Here is a 15,835-nt window from a genome sequence, read left to right on the forward strand (position 1 = left end):
CCTGCGAAGCCCACGGAACTGACCCGGATCTTTAACAGAACGAAGGGCGTCCCCCGGCTGTTGCCGGGGGACGCCCTTCGGGCTATCTGGTTACCGCTGACCTGAAGTGGCGCCTGCGGGGCTGAATGACGATTCGTCGTGGACGACAGGTTCCGCCTGGGCCGTCGGCGGGAGGTCTGGTTCCAGCTTGGAGTTTATCGAGGGTTCCTTGACCATCACCGCAGCGAGGAGGGTCAGCGCGATGCAGGCTGTGACGTACCAGAAGAACATCGATTCGAGCCCGGCCTGCTTCAGGGCGAGTCCGATGGGCTCGACGGTTCCGCCGAAGGTCGCAGCCACCAGTGCGTGGGGCAGGCCAACGCCCAGGGCGCGCACCTTGGTCGGGAACATCTCGGCTTTGATGATCGAGGCGCAAGCTGTGTAGCCAGAGACGAATACCAGGCAGATCATCATGAGGCCGAAGGCGGCGAAGACGTTCGTGGTGTCGGCCAAGATGGTCATAACAGGGACCGTGATGATCGTTCCCCCGATGGAGAAGAAGAGCATGACCTTCCGGCGTCCGAAGCGGTCTGAGAGGCCGCCGGCGAGGGGCTGCAGGAACATGAAGACGAAGAGGGCGAAGAAGCTGATGACGGAAGCGTCTTCCTTGGCGATACCCGAAGTGTTGACCATGTATTTCTGCATGTACGTGGTGTAGACGTAGAAGCCGACGGTCCCTCCGATGGCTAGTGCAAAGACGGCGATGAGCTGCTTGGGGTATTGCATAAGGGCGCGCAGGGAACCGACAGGCTTTCCGGATGATGAGGCTTCCGCTTCGCTCCGGGCTTTCTCCTGCTTGTAGTGCTCGGACTCGTCCATGGTGCGTCGCAGGACCATGGCGAGCAGTCCGGCCACGGCACCGATGACGAAGGGAACTCGCCAGCCCCACTCACCCATCTGCTGCGGGCTGAGAATGCGTTGCAGCAGGATCATCACCAGGAGCGCGGAGAGCTGGCCGATGATGATCGAAACGTACTGGAAGCTGGAGAAGAACCCGCGTCGGCCAGGGGTAGCCACCTCGGAAAGGTACGTCGCGCTGGATCCGAACTCGCCGCCGACGCTCAGGCCTTGGAGTAGCCGCGCCGCGACGAGGAGTATGGGGGCAGCGATGCCGATCGAGTCGAAGGAAGGTGTGAATCCGATTGTCAGCGAGCCCGCGCTCATCAACAGGACTGAGGCTGCAAGGGCATTACGGCGGCCATGACGGTCGGCATACATTCCAAGCAGCCAGCCGCCTAACGGCCGCATCAGGAAGCCGACGGCGAAAACGGCGGCGGTGGACAGCAACTGGGCAGTCGCGTTCCCGGTCGGGAAGAACGTGGCTGCGAAGTAGATACTGAATGAGGCGTAGACAAACCAGTCGTACCATTCGATCAGGTTGCCCAAGCATCCCTTGACAACATTGCTGACCACGCGGGGTTTAGCCGGAGCTGAGGCTTTTTAAATGTTCATGTGAACTCCTTCGTTCTTGTCCGCGACGCGGGCTCGTCCTACATTCGCCGCGGGTTCGGGGCTCCTGCCCATGAACTACTTTCAATGTGTCTCAGCTCACCTAGCCCTGAATAGGAGAATTGCGATTTCTTAGCCGTCCCTTAAGACGATTCTTCAAACGGGTTCCTGCGCACTGGACACAAAGAAAAAGCCGGGTTCGCACCCAATCGCGAACCCGGCTTCTTGCCGGTAGTCAGGAAGAGCCCTTCCGAGGGGATGCTGACGCGAGCCGTCGGCTTTAGACGTGTGCGAGCCCCTGCGCCTCGTCGCCGGCGTCCGCACTAGCGATCCGCTCATCGAAGTGGGCCGCCAGTAGTTCCCCGGAGTGCATCAGGTGCTCTTCCATCTCCCGACGGGCCGTTTCGGCATCGCCGGAACGTATCGCTTCAAGTAGTTTGGCGTGATCGTCCACAGTGGCCTTGGGCCATCCTTCGATACTTGAATAGAAACGACGGGGAACGTATCTGGATACGAGGCCCATAGCCCAGATGATTTTTCGGGAATTGGCCAGAAGATTGATCTCGCGGTGAAAGGCATGGTTCTTCTCTTCCAGCGAGGCATCGTCATGCCGCGCTGCCGCTGCAATGAGTTCATGGTGCAACGCGTCCAGTTCGGCCAGGTCGCCTTCCGACGCGTTAAGCGTGGCCCGCGCGGCGAGCTCGCCACCGATCAGCGCCTGGACTCGGAAGATGTCCCGGATGTCCTTACCCGTCAGGGGTGCCACCTGGAAGCCTTTCCGTGGCACGAGCTCAAGGAAGCCCTCCACCCTCAAGGATTGGAGGGCCTCCCGGACAGGAGTACTTGAGATCTGGAGTTCTTCGCCCAATACCTCGGGGCGGACCTGCGCTCCGGGTCGGAGGCTGCCGGACATGATCAAAGCGCGTATGTAGGACGAAGCCTCGTCACTTAGTTGCGGGCGGACGCGCTTGGGCTCATTCATGGTTGTGTCTCTTTCTGCTTGCTGCAATCCAAATTACGGCATCAGGCGCGAAGATTGGCGGCTGCCTGATGATCTACGCGCGAAACCATGCGCAGCCGCTCCCTAACCGTGATGACGCTTGTACGCTTCCGCAGCCCCCGGATGGAGCGGGACCCCAGAGGTGTAGATCAGTGAGCGGGTATCCAGGTACTGCATGCCGGACGTGCCGGGCGGAACGAGTTCTGAGGATTTGCGGATCAGGATGTCGACCACGCGGTTGACAACCTCACTCGGCAAGTCCGATCGGGCCAGAAGGAGTGTTGCAATGCCAACGGAACCTACCTCGTTTACCGATGCGTAGAGACCTTTCGGGAGTGTCACCGGCTGGTACACCGGCCCGTACTGGCCCTGCAGGACCTGTTGCTCGGCTGAGAGGTCCAAGAGCCGGATGCCGGAGGATGGGCCCCCTCGGCTGGTATCCATTTCGGGGTGGGGTACCCCGCCGGCGAACAGGGCGGCGTCGACATCACCACTGGCCAATGCGTCCAGGACACCGGTAATCGGAATCGAACGGATTTTCACTTTAGATTCGTCGACGCCCCCGGCCTGGAGCACGAGGTGCCCTGCCCTTGTTGTCGCTGAACTTCCCCCGAGGCTGATAGTGCGTCCGCGCAGGTCCGAAATTTTCCGGATGGGCGACGCGGCCGGGACGGCGAACTGCAGATAGTTCAGGTAGAGGCGCCCCACTGCCCGTAGCTTATCGCGCTCAGTCATAGCGACGTCGGCCAGCACCAGTGCCTGGTCTAGCTCCCCGGCCATGATGCTGCGGAGGTTCTCGACGGAACCACCCGTGATCTTGGGATCGAGTGTGAAACCGACGTCGGAACGGGCCACCCCGCCCGAGAGCGACTGCCCGAAGTCGTAGAAAAAGCCGTGGTTTTCAGCCGTGCCCAGACTGAGGCTGCGTCGCGGTTCCCGGCAGCCGCCAAGCACCAGTACGGTTGCTGTGGCAGCCAGTCCGGCGAGTATCCGGCGTCGTGTTGTCGTATTTGTTCCAGAGGCTCCTGTCATGGCTGCAGTCGCTTCGCGGAAGGTCTGGAATTGCCCGAGCCGCTTACGGATGCTTCACCATGGGAGGGGACTGACAGAATGACGGTGAGGCCGCCACCAGGTGTTTCCTCAGTCATTACACGGCCTCCGTTGCGTTCAACAAGGGCTTCCACGATGGCCAGCCCCAGGCCAGTGCCGCCTGGCACCTGGTCTTCCTCGGGCGGCATCTCCTTGGGTGTCCCTCGATAGAACCTTCTCGTGATGAGCTTTAGATCGCTTGGAAGGACTCCTGCGCCATCGTCGGCGACGGTGATGACGACACGGCCCTGCGGCGCGCCGGCGTAGGCGTCGGAGGCCAATGTGATCCTCACCGTCGTTCCTGCTCCGGCGTACTTGCAGGCGTTGTCCAGTAGCACATCGAGGGCCTGTTCAAGGTCAGCGGAACTTATGCCGGCGACGAGTTCGCCAGGAGCGTCCAACACCTGGATGGTGGTGCCGGAGGCGTTGGCAGTTTCGCGCCAGAACTCGGCCCGCTCGAGGGCGACCAAGTAGGGGAGAGCGGGCTCGCTTGAAGGGCCCGGTGCGCGGGGTGTTTCCGCCACGGAGAGCGTCAGGAGATCGTCGAGGATTTCCTCCAGGCGGAGCGTCTCTCCCAAGGCCCGACGGTAGCTCTTCGTGCCCTCGCTTTGTACCTGCGGCCCTAGCAGGTCCAAGCGCAACTGCAGCGCCGTCAGCGGATTCCGGAGCTGGTGCGCCGTGTCAGCGACAAGCCTGCTTTGGGCTTCAGTCGACGTGTTGACGGTGGTGGCCATCTTTTCGAAGGCCTTGGACAGTTGGCGGAATTCAGGTGGTCCGCCCTGATTGGAGCCGGGTAGTGCCGGGGCCCCGTCGCTGGACGCTGTGGCAAAGGGGAGGCTGTCGGTGAGTTCCTGCATGCGGTGGCTGACATTCTCAAGGGGTCGCAGTATCCATCTGCTGACGGCAACCGCCAGGATGCCGAATCCGGTTACGGCAGTCAGCGAACCCAAGCTGATCAGGATCCACACCCGGACGATGTCGTTCCGCGGGCGCTCCGTGGACGCAACGATGACGACGGCGCCGTTGACTTGCGCGCCCGTTCCGATGGGCTTGGCGAATACCACTGTGCGCGGACTCCACGGGGTGAGCAGTTCCAGGCCGGAGGAGCGTTCGTTCCGCAAGGCGCGCCCGACGGCGGCGGAAACCTCCGGATCCCCCAGACTTGTGCCCACGGCGTGCGAAGGGGCGCCCCTCGTGGAGACGAAGGCCACCGCGTCCCCATAGAGGTCGTTGTAGGCGGCGATCTCCTCACGGAGTAGGCCAGGGCCAGCGTTGCGCACGTAACCGTCTGCCAGGTCCGCAAACCGTTGCAGGTCGGCGTCGCGGCTGAGGACGAATTCACGTGTGCGCAGGTCCGCGAACGACGCCGCTAGGGGAATAGCGAAGCCTGCCACCACGATGGCGCCGAGGATGGCCAACACGAGGAGGAGGCGCGTTCGCATGCCTACCCGATCCAGCGGTAGCCGAAGCCACGGATGGTTTCGATCAGTGAACGCCCGATCTTGGCGCGCAGCGCTGTCATGTGGACGTCCAAGGAACGAGAGACTGCAACGAAGGCGTCACCCCAGACCTGATCCATCATCTGCTGGCGGCTGACCGCGGCGCCGGGATTGTCGACCAACACGGCAAGGAGTTGGAATTCCTTCGTTGTCAGCGGTACCGGCCTTCCTGACACGTACAGTGATCTTGCTGAGAGGTCGACGATCACGTCATCGAATTGGCGAAGTTGTGGGGCGATTTCCGTCGGGCGTCGGGACCGTCTGCGGATGGCTTCAATCCGCGCCAGTAGCTCCGTGATCCTGGCTGGTTTGACGAGATAATCGTCGGCGCCGTTCCGAAGGCCGCGGACCACGGATCGTTCATCGTTGCGTGCGGTGAGAACGATGACCGGAACGGCCGAAACCTGGCGGAGATGACGGAGGACTTCAATTCCGTCCATGTCCGGCAACCCGAGATCCAGCAGAACAATGTCAAAGTCTGGATGCCGGGTGAGGATTTCGGCGCCGCGGGACATGCGGTCGGCCGTTATCCGGTTTGCTTCGAGGGCGTCGATCAGCGCGCTGGCCACGCCGTCGTCGTCTTCCACGACACCGATACGCATGCTTTGACTCCTTTCGCCGACCAAGCGGTGCAGGGGGTCCCTGCACCGCTTGCCTGCGCTTGTGGTTACTCTAGGGCGGTCCGGCCAGCTGAAAGAGCCGTCGGGGCCTAGCCGATCCGGTAGTCGACGGCGCCGGGCTGGGCGGCCGTCGATAGCAGCCGTTCCTGGGCTGCCTTGTGTTCGGCAGAGTAGCCTTCCGCGGGCGATGCCGCTTCGGGCCGGCCCACGAAACCCAGCCGGAAGCGGCTGAGGCCCATCTTGAGGAGCTTCGGCAGGACGTAGCCCCACGCGCCCATATTTTCAGGCTCTTCCTGGACCCACACAATTTCTTCCAGTCCACCGGCCGCGGCGACCTCGCACATGATTTCCTCGTGCGGGAACGGGTACAGCTGCTCGAGGCGAAGGAGCCTGACGCCGTCGCCCAGGCGTGCCTTAACCTCGACGCCGACCTTGCCGGAGCACAGCAGCAGGCGACGGGCCTCGGCGCTTGAAGCACCGCTGGCTAGGACAGGGCGGAAGGTCGCCGCCGTGAAGTCTTCAACAGGCGACTTAGCGGACTCGGCCCGAAGGAGGGACTTCGGGGTGAAGATCACGTGGGGCCGCGGTTCGTCCATGGAAGCTGCAGAGACGAGCGCTGAGAAGTACTGCGCCGCCGTCGTCGGAATGAGGATTCGTGAGTTGTCCCGGGCCGCCAGTTGGAGGAAGCGCTCAAGGCGGGCCGATGAGTGTTCCGGACCTGCGCCTTCCCAGCCGTGGGGGAGCAGGGCCACGAAGCGGCTTTCCCGGCCCCACTTGTCACGTCCGGCCATGATGAACTGGTCGAAAATGACTTGGGCGACGTTTACGAAGTCACCGAACTGGGCCTCCCAGAGTTGCAGTGAGTCGGTGTTGGTCCGGCCGTAGCCATACTCGAATCCCACTGTGGCAACTTCGGTCAGGGGAGTGTTCGCTACCAGGAACGGAGCGTCTCCGAAGATCAACCGTTTGGCCTTGCCGCCGGTTTGCGAGTCGTGGACAACGATGTGCCGGTGGCTGAAGGTTCCCCGCTCCACGTCTTCGCCGGTGAGGCGCAGCGGCACTCCGGCTTTGTTGATGAGCTTGAGCGCCAGCAATTCCGCCTGCCCCCAGTCGATGAGGAAGTCCTGGGCGCGCAGGGAACGTCGTTTGTCGAACTGGCGCATCAGCTTGGGGTGGATTTCGACGTCGTCGCGGGATTGTTCCGCAGCATCCAGGACTTCGGAGATCCACCGTGCGCTGACATCCCTTAGTTTCTCCTGTACGCCGGGCCGGGCCTCGAACTCCTGCGTAATGACGGAGTTGAGGTCGAAGACGCGTGCTTTTTCGAGTGCGCTGACCAGGCGCTCCTTGGCTATGGAGCGTGTTTCGGAGACATATGTGTCCGTCATTAGGCCTGCGGCTTCAAGCGAGGAGGCGTATATCTCGTGGACGGGAGGGTGCTGGTCGATATCGCTGTAGTAGACAGGCTGCGTGTAGCGGGGTTCGTCCGTTTCGTTGTGCCCGTGGCGGCGGTAACCCTGGACGTGGATCACGATGTCCGTTCCGAAGCGCTCGCGGTAGTCGAAGGCGATTCTCGCTGCCACGAGGTTGGCATCGACGTCGTCTGCGTCGGTGTGGATGACGGGGACGTCGAAGCCGCGGATGACGTCGGACGGCCATGCCGTCGAGCGCAGCTGGAATGGGGTCGCCGTGAAACCGAGCCTATTGTCTTGGACGATGTGGATTGTCCCGCCGACGTCGTAGGGCTCGAGCCGCTGCAGGTTGAAAGTCTCGTAGACAACGCCCTGTCCCGTAAAGGCTGCGTCGCCGTGAAGCAGCAAGGGGAGCACCTTGCGCTGCGCCTCTTCGCGCGATAAGCCAGCAGCCACGAGCTCGTCCTGCTTTGCCCTCGCGGCCCCGAGTGCGACCGGTGAGACGAATTCAAGATGGCTGGGGTTCTGCTCCAGCATGACACCGATGGACGCGCCCTCGGTGTCGGTGAAGCGGCCGGATCCGCCCAGATGCTGCCGAACGTCCCCGGAACGTGCCAGCGCCGTGGAGCGGGCGGTGGGGAGGAACTCCGCGAGGATCCTTTCCATGGGCCAGTTCAGGATGTGGGCCATGATGCTGAGCCTTCCGCGGTGCGCCATGCCAAGGACCGCATCCGAGTAGCCATTTCCTGCTGCCTGTCCGGCCATCTCGGCCAGAGCCACCACCGAGGACTCAAGCCCTTGGACCGAGAGGGTCTTCTGTCCCAGGAACTGAGTCTGCAGGTAGCTCTCGAAGACGTCGATTTCCGTTGAGAGGCGCAGCGCCTGGAGCCGTCGCTTTGCTGCGGGCTGGGGAGTACCGTGCCGGATAAGGTCAGCGAGCCAGCTGCGGGCTTCGGGGTTTGCGAGGTGCGCGAATTCGACCTCGACGCCGTTGGGCAGCCAGGAACCTTCGTCGCGGGCACGTACGGGCTCCATCCGGGCAACGGCGGCGCTGCCGTTGCTGTTGAACTCCGCAAGCCGCACGTCGTCGTCAGCGTTCACGGACGCCTGAACGTGGAGGATCGGGTCAGGCTCGTTCTGCAGCATTTCCTCCGCAAGCTTGGCCAGGAACTCAGGTGAGCGAAGAAGTTTCTCCACGCTGCCCAGGAACATCCCCGAGTCTGCGCCCTGGATGGCACGGTGGTCGTAGGTGGATGACAACGTAAGCACGGGGTCCACGGGATGCGTGGCAGCCAGGGTTTCCAGCCCGGCAGGGATGCCGATAGCACCGGCGGCCACGATGATGCCGGGGCCTGCCGGAAGAAGCGGAACGCCGGTGGTTGACCCGAAGCGTCCGGTGCTGGTGAGGATTAGGGTGGCGCCCCTCAGGTTCGCCACTCCGATGGTTCCTGACCTGCACTCGTCGGAAAGCTGGCCAAGCCGCTCCACCAAAGCAGGGAATGTCAGGCTGGCGGCATCCTGGATGACCGGCACCATGATGGAATGGCCGGCGGCAGTCTCGACGTCGACGGCGACTCCGAGGTTTACGGTGCCTTCTTCCACGAGTACGAGGTCCGAATCGACTGCTTCGATTCGCCGGCGCACGGCTGGTACCTGGTCCTGGGCGGCGCGGGCCATCGCACATGCCAGTACGGCGGCGATCGGGACGCTGAATCCCTGGCTGCGGAGCCGATCCCGCCAGTTCATCAGTGCGGAGACTTCAAAAGTCCTGATGGTGGAGGCGGTGGGGATGCTGAGGCTGGCCTCCATGTTTCGCGCCAAAGCAGCGCCCCGTCCCTTGAGTACCTTGCGTGTGTCGGCTGGGCTCATTGGCTCAGGGTCTGTGGGATTAGGGCCGGGAGTCGTTAGGTTCTGATACATGTTCTGTGTCCTTCGGTGCTCTGGATTCGTGGGGTGCCGGTTGCTTCAGTACGAGCGGGGGAGGCCGAGCACCTTGTGGGCGACGAAGTTCTTGATCATGTTGTTGTTCACCGGCGCCACCTGGAACATACGGGTTTCGCGGAACTTGCGTTCGACGTCGTATTCGTCCACAAAGCCGTATCCGCCATGGGTGTCGAGGCAGGCGTTTGCCGCGGCCCAGCTGGCTTCAGAGGAGAGGTGCTTGGCCATGTTGGCTTCGGCTCCGCAGGGCTTGCCGGCGTCGAAGAGTCGGGCTGCCTCATAGCGCATCATGTCGGCTGCGCGGACCTTCATGTACGCGTCGGCGATGGGGAACTGGACCCCCTGGTTGGTGCCGATCTTGCGTCCGAAGACTTCGCGGGAATTGGCGTAGGCCACGGCGCGGTCGGTGAACCAGTACCCGTCACCCACTGCCTCGGCGGCAAGGAGTATGCGCTCGGCATTCCAGCCGTCCAGGACATAGCGGAATCCTTTACCAACTTCTCCGACGACCGCGGTGGCAGGGACGCGCATGCCCTGGTACCAGATCTGGTTCGTCGCGTAATTGAACATGGTCCGTACCTTGGCGACTTTCAGGCTGCCCGGCTGCTCCTCCCGGACTTGGCGCAGGTCCACCAGGAAGAGCGTCAGGCCTTTGGTCTTGTCGCCGCCCTTGGTGGAGGTCCGTGCCAGGACGAAGGCGAGATCGGACTCCTCAATGCGGCTGGTCCAGCTCTTGTGGCCAGTGATGATGAAGTGGTCACCATCCCGGACGGCTTCAGTCTCAATGCTGGTCGTGTCCGAGCCTGCTTTGTCCTCCGTGATGGAGAAGGCCTGCAGGCGTAGCTTTCCGGCTGCGATCTGGGGAAGGTATTCGTTCTTTTGGGCGTCGTTGCCGTGCCGGAGCAAAGCCCCCATGGTGTACATCTGAGCATGGCAAGCGGCCGAGTGGCCGCCCGACTTATTGATTTCTTCCATGATGACGCTGGCCTCGCTAAGGCCCAGGCCAAGGCCGCCATACTCCGTGGGGATGAGGGCTGAGAGCAGACCTGCCTCGGTCAGGGTGTCCACGAACTCCTGTGGATAGCGGCGGTTACGATCGGTCTCCCGCCAGTATTCGTCCGGAAAGCCGGCGCAGAGGGTGCGGGTCTGTTCCCGCAACTTCTCAACAAGGGTTTGGGCGGTCATTGATTGCTCCTTAGGGTAGCTGGCTAATTCTTCGTTGGTAGCCTCTCTTCGAGAATACAGAATATATTCAATGGAAGGCAAGATCGCCTCGCGTCAACCACCACATCAGATTGCACCAAAAAGTCTTGACATTACGAGGCAAACCGAGCTTCCCTTGATGTTGTACATAATATATTTATAGTAAGAGAAGGCGATCTCATGATCGAAGGAGACAAATCATGACAGGAACCCAATCACCGCTCCCCGCCAGGGAAACCCGCGTAGTCCCGGGATGGACAGGGCGACTGTTTGAGGACTTCAATGTTGGCGACATCTACTACCATCCATTCGGGAAGACCGTCACCGAGGCCGACAACCAGACATTCACCCTGGTCACCCAGAACGTTGCCAAGACCCATATAGACCGGAACTTCGCTGCGGCCACAGAGTTTGGCGTGCCCTTGGTCAACTCGACATTCACCTTGGCACTCGTTACGGGGCAGTCCACCATCGATCTGTCCATGAACGTGTTCGCGAACCTGGGGTGGGACGAAGTCAGGATGCCCAACCCCGTCTTCGAAGGCGACACCATCTACTCACGGTCGAAGGTCCTTTCCGTCCGGGAATCCAAGTCTCGGAGCAACCTTGGCCTGGTCACAGTGGCCACCGAAGGCTACAACCAGGACGGCAAGATCGTGATCAGCTACCGCAGGACTTTCATGGTCTATCGCCAAGGCCACCTGCCGAGCGTCGAGTCCACCCGCCCTGACGAGTCCACCCTTCCAGACAACGGGGACTTCCAGTGAGCCGGCAAGGTTCTACGTTGGCTGGCGCTGCCGGTCAAGAGCTCGTCGCGTCGGCCGTCACCGCACTGTTTGTTCCCGGTGACCGTCCGGAACGCTACATCAAAGCCGCAGCGTCAGGGGCCGACGTCGTCATCATCGATCTCGAGGACGCAGTGGCTGTCGACAGCAAGGCAGCGGCGCTCGCCGCCGTCGTGGGCGCGTTAAGATCCGGTGACGTGCGCGCCGTAGTGCGCGTGAACACCTGGGATTCGCAAAGCCATGCAACGGAGATTGCGGCGCTGCAAGCCCTAAGTGAAGTGGACGGGCACGGTTTGCTGGGCATCATGCTACCCAAGGCGGATGATCCTGACAGTGTCGTGCAACTGCGCGACCGATTCCCGAAAGAACTGGCCCTGATTCCATTGATCGAGTCTGCAGCCGGTGTGGTCCACGCCTTGGAGTTGGCGCAATTGGCGGGTGTTACCCGGCTGGCTTTCGGCGCGATTGACTTCGCGTTGGACATCAACTCTTCTGGAGACGATCGATTCCTGGACCACGCCCGCTCTGAACTGGTTCTTGCCTCGCGGTCGGCCGGAATCTCCTCACCGCTGGACTCGCCCTGCGCGGAGCTCCAGGACCTGGAGCGGATCTCCGAATCCGCCCGCCTCGCCCGAAACTTCGGCTTCGGCGGGAAGCTTTGCATTCATCCTCGGCAGATCATCCCGGTGAACACAGCCTTCGAGCCAACCGAGGAAGAGCTGGCGTGGGCCCTCTCGGTCGTCGGCGCCGAAGGTGCGGCGACACAGGTAGCTGGACAAATGATCGATCGTCCCGTCACCGAGCGGGCCAAGCGCATCCTCAAACAGGCAAGAATCGGAGATCTAGATGCCTAAGCCGGCTTTGGAGGGCATTACGGTCATCTCACTCGACCAGGCGGTGGCGGCCCCGTTTACCCGGCCATTCGAAGAACAGGACGGCACGGTCTTTCTAGGCATCCAGAACGACCAGGAATGGACCGTTTTCTGGGCAGAAGTTCTTGAACGCCCGGACCTTGCCCTGGATGCCCGCTTTGCAAACAACAGCCTGAGCGTGACGAATCGCGCCGATCTCCACGAGGCGATCAATGCCGACCTAAGCCAACGAACGACTGCCACAGTCATCGCCAAACTTGATGCCGCGGGCATCGCCAACGCCCAACTAAGGGGCATACACGGCTTTTCGGCGCATCCGCAGCTGGAGGAAAGAACCCGCTGGCGGGACGTCGAGTCTCCTGCTGGTCCGTTGCCCAGCCTGATTCCTCCCGTTAAGTCCCGTGAGGTAGACATTTACATGGGAAGGGTGCCGGCCCTCGGCGAGCACACAGATAAGGTCCACGCCGAGCTTGGGATGTCGGGGATATCGGGATCTCAGGAGCCCGTTCCAACAATGGGGCGGTCGGGGCTGTGACGCCCGCAGCCAAGCCTTCCGTGAGGGAGGACTGGCATCGGCTCGTTGGCGCCGTCGTCGAAATCCGACTGCACGGTGAGCTGGTACGCGTTGGCAAGGTCGAGCAGGCGACTGCAGACTCATCCATACTTTGGATCGAATCGGACGCCCGCGAGCCAAGGACGTTGTTTGACAAGACGCTCGGATACCGGGTCAGCGTGCATTATCCCTTCGGGCTAATTGCCACGTGATACCCCGTACAGAGTCAGGCACCTTTAGAGGATGAGTGAAACTGTCTCAGGAACTTGACGTGTGCCCGCGGCCGTCGGCGGTTTCCTGTGCGCACTGGATGAAATGTTCGGTGAGGTCTCTGAACCTTCGGCACCACAGACCAGGGACAGGCGCCACTAGCTCATCCTGGTAATCGGGTGAAATCGCCAAGGAAGCCATACTGTCCGCCCTTGAAATCCGCCCTGTCCGCCGGTCCTTCTTCGGCTGCCAAGGGGTGTGTACCGGGTAATGCCACCACAAGCGGTCACGGCGCAAGGACGCGGACTTTGGTCCCTTGCCGGAGCCGGACTGGTGGATGGTCGCCAGGTCCAGCTCGCGGCGAAGTAGCCGTTCCCACCAGTTGTGTGTCGATCTTCGAGACCTGAATTTGGGTGAATTTGGTTAATTGGAGAATCCGGGTGAATTTGGTGGATTTTGGACGATGGTTCTCGTGTTCGTTGGATTCGCGCCACTGACGGGTCCTTCGGGGTAGACGATCTGCGACGGGAGGGCGGCATCGAAGACGCGGTGGAGCATTCGCGCGTGCGTGGAGAGTGCCGGCCACTGCGGAACGAAATTGATGACCAAGGCCAGGTCTGGCGAAGGTGGTAATCCGTGGCAGCCAACTGGTCGACGTCCGCCACACGTTTACTCCATGGAAGCGATGAAAGACGATGACATTTCACGGCCTTGATACTGGTGGGAAAATCGCTAGGTTCCGCGGATTTTCCCACGAAGACTAGCCGTTCACAGACAACAAAATGCCTCCCGTGAGAAGACGTCCAGCGGAGCGCCGTCCTGATCGAGCAACACTTGATTCGACGGTAGGTCCAGTGGGCGGGATTCCAAGCTGATTCTGGGAATTTGCATGCGGTTGACGGGGAGTCTGGAGGGCGAGATTTGGGGTGTGTACAACGTACACACTTTTGCCGTCGGACTGCGTCGTACATCGGCCGGACTGGCCCGTACTCGGCATGTTTTCGGGAGTTCCCTTTGTTTCCGCGGCCTGGAATGCGGTTCGAGTCCCACCTCGGGCACAGCATTCCCCCTCGTCAGAGGGGTTTTTGCTTTAACGTGTGTACAAAGCTTGACAAGTGCCTCTGACGCTTGGGACGCGGGCTGGTGCCTGGCCGCCGCGGTGGCCTATTCAGGTGTGTGGGTGGCGGGTTCAGGGCCCTGGCTGGTGGGCCCTCCGCCTGCTCTGGGGTGGGGTTATGCGGTTCCTCGTTCCGGTTCGGTCTGGTTGGTCGTGGATGGCCAACACCCGTTCATGGGCCGGGGGTTCCGGGTACAACATGATGAAACCGGTTCTGGCGGGAGGTTTCTTTGGACAGCTGCTTCGAGTCCTAAAGGGGAGTGCTGTTCCTGTCGGTTTGTCCTGCCAAAGGGGGTGCGCACAGTGTCCACACTTAAGTCTGCTTTTTGGATGTGCCTATGGCGGTCCGCCCTGAGTCTTCGACGTACCCGCCCTCAATGCACCTCGAAGCACGGAGCTACATGAGGGGACTGTTCCGGGTTTTGTTGACCGCTTGACCTAGCGAGCGGATGCTAGCGAAAGGATTCTGAGAGGCCCATGGCTTGCCCAGGCAGTACGCCGCCGACGGCACGTTGCGCGATGACGCGTCCGGCGGGCCGCCGGGATCGGCGGGGGTCGCCGGGATCGGCGAACAGACGGCGCGTCGTTGCTCGCGGCACACGGCACGCTCGACGAGTTGCTCGCGGCCGCGGTGGCTTCAGCCAGCAGACTGTGCGCCCGTGAGGTCTAAACTCGCCGCCTCCTAGGCAAGCTATTACGACACCCGGGGGTAGCGCGGGCTGCTTCGCTTCAAGGCATAAGGTAATCCCATGTCTGATCTGCAATCCCTTGTCCTCGACGTATCCAGGGAAGCCGCGCCTGCCACGAGCGCGTCCCTCACCCTTGGTCATCTTCTGGCGAGCATGGGCGCAGATCATGTGGGGCCGATCCAGGTGAAGGATGTCCTCGTTATCCGCCACGCCTTCAAGCCAGGCGATCCGGTCCACCTTCACGGGCCGGAGGCTCTGACCCGGGGGGCCGTCGTCGAATACACCCGGGTCCAGTGGCCTGGGCAGTTCGCCAAGAAGCCGCCGCGGTACTGGGTGATACTAGTTGCCGACGGAGGGCGCCGCTCGCGCCTATTTGGAGTCCTCGAGAATTATGGTGAGGTCCAGCGTACGGACGCTGAAATCCATTTCGACTTGCGCCCGAGTAATTTCCTGTCTCCTCTGGTTGGCCGGCTGGTTGTTGAATGGGGCGTCAATACCCAGGCTTGGTATTGGTACGGGGAAACGGCGGCGAAACTGCCTGTGTTGGAGATCGCAGACCGGGAAAAGGTCCCCTTCCCCGGCTTTGACAATGTCCTGCTCACGTATCACGAGTTGTGCGAGATGGTGGGGGATTCGCGTTACGCAGACTGGCAGGTGGCCTTGTCGGAGGTTCAGGGCATTTACCTGATCACGGACTCCACTAACGGAAAGCAGTACGTCGGAAAGGCCGACGGCGCTGAGCGCATCCTCGGCCGGTGGAGAGCCTATGCACGAGACGGTCACGGGGGGAACGTCGCGCTCCGCCAGCTTGCCTACGACACCGCGGTTGGGGAGGCGACAAGGACTAAGAAAGACTATGCCAGGCACTTCGTCTTCAGCCTTCTGCGCGTGTTCGGGCCCAGCACACCGTCATCAGAGGTGGACCTGGCCGAGTCCCATTACAAGGACGCCCTGATGACACGCAAGTTCGGCCTCAACAGGAACTGATCGAGCCAGCCGTCACCACTCTGACCGCGTGCGACGACGCGACGACCGCGGAATACCTCGACCCCCACAGAAAACCGCAAGATTCCGCGGAAAGTCAGGACGTCATAAGCCGTTGGCGGACAATGAAATAGGGTGTTCCATGACGGGAGGCCAGGAGTTCGAATCGCTCTTTCTCCGCAGACAAGACAGGCGATGAGAGCGTCCCTTTTGTGTCTCAGACGGCTCCAGCCCGTTCATGACTCCCTGAGGCTTAGAATCTCCCTTACGGGGACAAACGCGTCCTCGTGTTTGCCTACTTTGGGGGTGCGAGTTGGGTTTCCGTTACCGCAAGTCGAAGAGCTTCGGGCCTGTGAGGATCACGGCGTCGAAG

Annotated in this window: 11 protein-coding genes; 4 read left to right on the forward strand and 7 right to left on the reverse strand. The window is 61.7% G+C overall.

The features are described from left to right. Positions 1 to 90 precede the first annotated feature (90 nt). The 7 genes from ABCW42_RS08765 to ABCW42_RS08795 all read right to left on the reverse strand — a co-directional run bounded on the left by ABCW42_RS08765 (position 91) and on the right by ABCW42_RS08795 (position 10,234). Positions 91 to 1,452 carry an MFS transporter gene (locus ABCW42_RS08765; protein WP_423184460.1) on the reverse strand — a complete coding sequence of 454 codons (1,362 nt, stop codon included), beginning with the start codon at positions 1,450 to 1,452 and terminating at the stop codon, positions 91 to 93. 316 nt (positions 1,453 to 1,768) lie between these two features. Beyond that, positions 1,769 to 2,470 carry a GntR family transcriptional regulator gene (locus ABCW42_RS08770; protein WP_423184461.1) on the reverse strand — a complete coding sequence of 234 codons (702 nt, stop codon included), beginning with the start codon at positions 2,468 to 2,470 and terminating at the stop codon, positions 1,769 to 1,771. A 102-nt stretch (positions 2,471 to 2,572) separates the two neighbouring features. Beyond that, positions 2,573 to 3,520, reverse strand: a complete 948-nt coding sequence (locus ABCW42_RS08775; RefSeq protein ID WP_423184462.1) for a TAXI family TRAP transporter solute-binding subunit — start codon at positions 3,518 to 3,520, stop codon at positions 2,573 to 2,575. Beyond that, positions 3,517 to 5,019, reverse strand: a complete 1,503-nt coding sequence (locus ABCW42_RS08780; RefSeq protein WP_423184463.1) for a sensor histidine kinase — start codon at positions 5,017 to 5,019, stop codon at positions 3,517 to 3,519. Before ABCW42_RS08780 ends, ABCW42_RS08775 begins: the two co-directional genes overlap by 4 nt. Before the next feature lie 2 nt (positions 5,020 to 5,021). Then, the gene (locus ABCW42_RS08785) at positions 5,022 to 5,678 is read right to left on the reverse strand and encodes a response regulator transcription factor (protein WP_423184464.1); all 657 of its coding nucleotides are present in this window, start codon (positions 5,676 to 5,678) and stop codon (positions 5,022 to 5,024) included. 107 nt (positions 5,679 to 5,785) lie between these two features. Next, positions 5,786 to 8,977 carry a 2-oxoglutarate dehydrogenase E1 component gene (locus tag ABCW42_RS08790; protein ID WP_423184465.1) on the reverse strand — a complete coding sequence of 1,064 codons (3,192 nt, stop codon included), beginning with the start codon at positions 8,975 to 8,977 and terminating at the stop codon, positions 5,786 to 5,788. A 96-nt stretch (positions 8,978 to 9,073) separates the two neighbouring features. Then, positions 9,074 to 10,234 carry an acyl-CoA dehydrogenase family protein gene (locus tag ABCW42_RS08795; protein ID WP_423184466.1) on the reverse strand — a complete coding sequence of 387 codons (1,161 nt, stop codon included), beginning with the start codon at positions 10,232 to 10,234 and terminating at the stop codon, positions 9,074 to 9,076. Between the two features lie 218 nt (positions 10,235 to 10,452). Between ABCW42_RS08795 and ABCW42_RS08800 the strand changes: the two genes are divergently transcribed. The 4 genes from ABCW42_RS08800 (at position 10,453) to ABCW42_RS08815 (ending at position 15,465) form a co-directional block, all read left to right on the forward strand. Continuing rightward, positions 10,453 to 11,019 (forward strand): MaoC family dehydratase, encoded by a 567-nt coding sequence (locus ABCW42_RS08800; RefSeq protein ID WP_423184467.1) that lies wholly within the window; start codon positions 10,453 to 10,455, stop codon positions 11,017 to 11,019. A gap of 17 nt (positions 11,020 to 11,036) precedes the next feature. Further along, entirely contained in the window at positions 11,037 to 11,891 is an 855-nt protein-coding gene (locus ABCW42_RS08805) for an HpcH/HpaI aldolase/citrate lyase family protein (protein WP_423184468.1), read from the forward strand. Then, on the forward strand, positions 11,884 to 12,444 hold the full coding sequence (locus ABCW42_RS08810) for a CoA transferase (RefSeq protein ID WP_423184469.1): 561 nt from the start codon (positions 11,884 to 11,886) through the stop codon (positions 12,442 to 12,444). The genes ABCW42_RS08805 and ABCW42_RS08810 overlap by 8 nt, the downstream gene beginning before the upstream one ends. Positions 12,445 to 14,538: 2,094 nt before the next feature. After that, on the forward strand, positions 14,539 to 15,465 hold the full coding sequence (locus ABCW42_RS08815; RefSeq protein ID WP_423184470.1) for a GIY-YIG nuclease family protein: 927 nt from the start codon (positions 14,539 to 14,541) through the stop codon (positions 15,463 to 15,465). Positions 15,466 to 15,835: the final 370 nt, after the last annotated feature.

This window comes from Arthrobacter sp. NyZ413 (assembly GCF_049390645.1).
Classification (GTDB): domain Bacteria; phylum Actinomycetota; class Actinomycetes; order Actinomycetales; family Micrococcaceae; genus Arthrobacter.